The following is a 4,377-nucleotide window of genomic DNA, read 5'->3' on the forward strand; positions in this document are numbered from 1 at the left end:
AGAAAGCGCGCCCCCACGACCGCCGACAGCCTTCCAGGACTACCTCGACCAGCAAGGCACCCCCGCTTGCGTTCCTGGCCAGCCGCCAGCTGACCCGGCAGCGAACAAGATCCCCGACAGAGTCAAGAGGAGAGGGTGTCGTCAATCCACCTAAATGATCTTGGATTGCGCTTGAGTGAGGAAAAAGATCTTATCTGCCAGGGACTGTCACGCCTCGCGAGCAAGTGCATACTATGTGTCGATGGACCGCATTCCGCGCTCCTCTCGCACGTCTCATGCGAGGGGAGCGCGGACTATGCTGGCCATGATCGGGCACGTCATCCAGGAGCGCTACGAACCGATCGTCACCCGCGGCCGGGAGCTGGTCGAGCTCCAAACCCTTCCCAAGTCCAGCTGGGTGTAGCTCGAACTCGGTGACCTTGGCGATCAAGTGGTGAGAGCAGGGTCGTCCTGGTCGTGGGCTTGGTGTTCGCGGTTGAGAAGGGGTTGGCTCTCGTCGGTTAGTCGGGGAAGGTTCCGCTGGCGACGAGCACCGTCAGGTCCTCGCGCTGAACGAGGAGATAGCGCCGTGATGTTGCGGTTGCGCAGGCTGGACGGGACGTCCTCGTCGTCAGCGGCGGTGCTATCGACTCGAACCCACCTGGCTTATGGGATCGACGGTTTCGTCGTAGCGCTGCTGAGCCGCGATGACGTCCGGGGTGTGCGTCGAGATCCAGCGGACCAATTGGGCGAACGGCCGGGACAGGCCGCGGCCCAGCTCGGTCAGCTCATAACTGACCTGCGGTGGGGTGGTCGGCTCCACCGTGCGCTCTACCAACCCGTCGCGGACCAGGATCCGTAGCTTGGCCGACAGCATCTTCTCGCTAATGCCGTCGATGCGCTGGCGCAGCTCGAAGAAGCGCATAGGCCCCGGCGCCAGGGCCGCCAGGATCAGCGGCACCCACCGTCCAGTGACATGCTCCATCACCTCCCGCCCCGGGCAGTCGCTGTGAAACGTGTCACTGATCCACCGGGCGTCGCTGTGATCCACCTGCCCACCTACCGCCATTTCCAGGGCTTACTTCGAGGTGCGTACTTACAAAAGGTTAGTTTAGAACCTAGCGTCTCCCACGTCCTCGTATGACGAGTCAGGAGAGACGGATGAACGACAAGCAGGTGGCACTGGTCAGCGGAGCCGGCCGGGGAATCGGCGCCGCGACCGCGCGTGAGCTGGGCCGGCTGGGCTATCACGTGATCGTCAACTATCGAAGCGACGCCGAGTCCGCGGAGCTGGTGGCCAAAGAAGTCGATGCAGCGCAGGCGATCCAGGCCGACGTGACCGACGAGGCTCAAGTGACCGCGCTGGTGGATCGGGTGGTTTCCGAACACGGGCGGATCGATGTGCTGGTGGGCAACGCCAACACCGCGGCGCCACCGTTCGGTCCGCTGGAACAGGTGCCATGGGAGGCGTTCGCGGCGAAGTTGAGCGCTGAGCTGGCGGGCGTCTATCACCTGACCCGGCGGGTGCTGCCCGTTATGCGCCACCGGCGGTCTGGCCGGATTGTCTACGTCTCCGCCACCGCGGCCAAGCTGGTCATCGGCAGCGCTGCCCACTCCACCGCCAAGGCAGCCCTGAACGCCTTCGCCTGGCAGGTCGCCGGCGAGGCCATTCGGGACGGCATCACCGTCAATGTTGTCGCGCCCGGCGGAGTCGGTACCGACGCCACCGCCGAAGTGTTCAACGACGGCGTCCGGCGCCACTTCGGCGAGCGGTCGGTGACCGGCACACTGCTGCGGCCACAGGACCTGGCCCGCCCGATCGCCGCGCTCGTGGACGGCGCGTTCGCCACGGTCACCGGCCAGGTGATCCACGTTGACGGCGGATACCCGCTGCTGAGCCAGCTCCTGGACGGCCTGCCCGCCCAGTTCCCATCGGCTCCCTGAGCCCAGACCGGTAGTTCGCGCACTCTGGGCGAGGGAGTCCGGCCGTACGCTGACCGGCAGATGATCGACCAGATGGACAGGGCAGCCGAGCAAGGTCCTCACCCCTGCTGGGCGCACTCGAACGCGGTGGGAGCTGTGTTGATCAGGCAGTCAGTGCGTATTCTGGCTGGTGGCGGGCTCGGTGGAGGCGGTGGTGCTCGCGGGCGGTGTGGAAGAGCCAGTACGCCTCCAGATCGCCGTTGCTGATGACCGCTCGCAGCTTGAGGATGACCTCGGCTCCGGCCAGCCCCCACCGGGCGCCGGTGATCTCCAACCGGTCGCCGACCAGGTGCCTGGCGGTGCCCTCGACCACTCCGGTGGCGATCGGCCAGCCCCGCTCCAGAGCCTGGTCGTAACGCAGGAACTCGCGGTGGTGGGAGAGGTAACCGGCCGCGGCGTCCAGCCCGGCGCGCCGGTCAGCAGGGAGGGCGACGGCTCGGATGGTCATATCGTCGATGACCTGGTCGAGGTTGCCGGCCAGCAGGCCGAGGATCCAGGCGGCCACCTGTTGTTCGGCGTCCGGGTCGTCGGGATCGTGCAGGCAGCGCGCCCCGCGCCAGCAGTACTCGATCACATGGATCAGATCACAGACGATGTGGATCGCCACGTCGTGGCGGGCGGCCTCGGCGCGCAGGAGCCGGATCTGGTGCGGGTCGCCGTCGACCAGCGCCACCCAGGTGCGGGCATGGCCGGGGTCGCGGGCCTCGGCCTGGTCGAACGCGGTGCTGATGACCGTGCTGGCGGGCTCGATGACCGACCCGTAGATCCATTTGCCGGTCGCGGTCGGCCCGGCCCGCGCCGGTCGGTCGCCGCTGCGCCCGCCGAGACTGATCACATCGTGGGGGCGGCGCGGCGCCGCCACGGCGTCATGCACCACCGCCAACGTAGCCATCCTCTTGTGCGGTTTCTCGCCGGAGGCCCAGCCGGGTGCGGAACCGGGCCTGGTGGGCCGCGGCGGCCTTGCGGGTGGCCGGCCGCAGCGCGGCGGGCCGCATGACCACGCCCTTCCCGTCGGCCTGGATGATCAGCAGCTCGTCGGCGGTACGCGGCTCGGGAACGCGGGCGGCGTAGAAGGCGTCGATGTCGGCGGCGGCCGCGACCACCTGGTCGGCGATCTGCCGTTTCCCGATCACGTTCCCGCACCGGGCGGAGATGGCGGCGTGCGCATCATCGAACGACCCGCGCACCGCCTCGGCCACGGCCAGCTTCCGCAGCCCGTGCGAGTGCCGCCCGGCCGGGAGCGCAAGCTGGTCATCGGCCGGATACCGGTTGCGTCGCCCCGGGGCGCGGATCGCGCAGCGCCTCACGCTCACCGTGCCGACCACCGTGGCCAGCAGCCGGCGATGGTCCTTCTCCAGCCGTCCGGCCGGATGGTCAGCGGCCAAGCGGGCCTCCTCCCGCAGCGCCCGCAGGTCCAGGTGGTCCTGCAGCAGCTGCCGCACCACCTCGCGGCCACGCTGGAAGCACAGTTCTTCCAGGTCGGCGTGGGTGAGCTCGCCCGTCTCGGGATCACACAGGTCGGTGACCAGGAGATCGAACAAATTCCTCGAGGTTGCAAACTCGTCAGCGGTGACGGCGTCGTCATACGGTTCCACCGGATCGTCCTTGCTGGTCGGGAACGTTGGAGTCGCAACTACGAACCTCCCAGCAAGGACGAACCACCGCCTATCGCCACCAAGGTGACGAGCCGGTGACGCCCTACCAGCCCAGCTACTGGCCCAGATGCCGACCAACCGCCCCGCGCACCGCCTCAGCCAGCGCGAACATCCCCGGCTCGTCCTCGGTCAGCCAGCCGCGCTCGCGCAGCCGCTTGAGCTTGCCGCGCAGCCCCTCGACCTTGGCCGCCGACTCACCCCGCCCCAACGCTGATGAGATCCGCACCGCCCGCATCGCCCCACCCGCATCGGCCAGCACATCCAGAACATCCCGATACGCCTGCGGCAACACCGCGATCTCCACTCCCGGCTCCCACCGCGGCACCAGCGTCACACCCCGCCGCACCACCTCCGGCTCCGGTTCCGGTTCAGCCGGTGCCTCACTCTCTGACTCGGTCTCCGGCGCGGCCTCCCGGGGTACCGCATCGACGTCGTCGCTCACCTGCACCGGCCCGGCGATCCGAGGCTCCTCACCCAGGACCCTCTGCATCGTCTTCACGGTGATTTCCAGCTCCGAAAGCCACCGCTCCTCGGCATCCAACTCCGACTGCACCTCGGCAAGACGCTGGCGAAGACCCTCGATCCGTTCCCGGGATTCGACCGGCCGCCGCGCCAGCGCCTCCGGCCGCTACACCATCGCCGGCATCGTGTATCCCCTTGTCCCCGGTCTCGTTCGCAGAATCGCCGTACCGCTCGAATTCCACGCCGTTGGAGTTGAGTTCATCGACCACCCGCTCTAGGTCATCCACCGCGAAGTGGG

At 68.1% G+C, this 4,377-nt stretch carries 3 protein-coding genes and 1 pseudogene; 1 reads left to right on the forward strand and 3 read right to left on the reverse strand.

All coding sequences use genetic code 11. The annotated features are described in order from the left end of the window. Nucleotides 1-622 precede the first annotated feature (622 nt). Complete coding sequence (locus tag ACTWPW_RS63115; protein WP_443174871.1) at nucleotides 623-1,030, reverse strand: winged helix-turn-helix transcriptional regulator; 408 nt, start codon at nucleotides 1,028-1,030, stop codon at nucleotides 623-625. A gap of 110 nt (nucleotides 1,031-1,140) precedes the next feature. Here ACTWPW_RS63115 and ACTWPW_RS63120 point away from each other — a divergent pair, with 110 nt between their 5' ends. Continuing rightward, nucleotides 1,141-1,923: an SDR family NAD(P)-dependent oxidoreductase gene (locus ACTWPW_RS63120; protein ID WP_443174872.1), complete on the forward strand. Its 783-nt coding sequence runs from the start codon at nucleotides 1,141-1,143 to the stop codon at nucleotides 1,921-1,923. A gap of 142 nt (nucleotides 1,924-2,065) precedes the next feature. Here ACTWPW_RS63120 and ACTWPW_RS63125 read toward each other — a convergent pair. Then, a pseudogene (locus ACTWPW_RS63125) lies at nucleotides 2,066-3,557 on the reverse strand (ISKra4 family transposase). A gap of 115 nt (nucleotides 3,558-3,672) precedes the next feature. After that, nucleotides 3,673-4,158, reverse strand: coding sequence for a hypothetical protein (locus tag ACTWPW_RS63130; RefSeq protein WP_443174873.1), 486 nt, complete (start codon nucleotides 4,156-4,158; stop codon nucleotides 3,673-3,675). Nucleotides 4,159-4,377: the final 219 nt, after the last annotated feature.

This window comes from Nonomuraea sp. KM90, from assembly GCF_052246675.1.
Lineage (GTDB): Bacteria > Actinomycetota > Actinomycetes > Streptosporangiales > Streptosporangiaceae > Nonomuraea.

Bases quoted from the DNA above. Each gene is read 5' to 3' on its own strand.
- ACTWPW_RS63120 (WP_443174872.1), top strand. From the start codon at position 1,141: ATGAACGACAAGCAGGTGGCACTGGTCAGCGGAGCCGGCCGGGGAATC.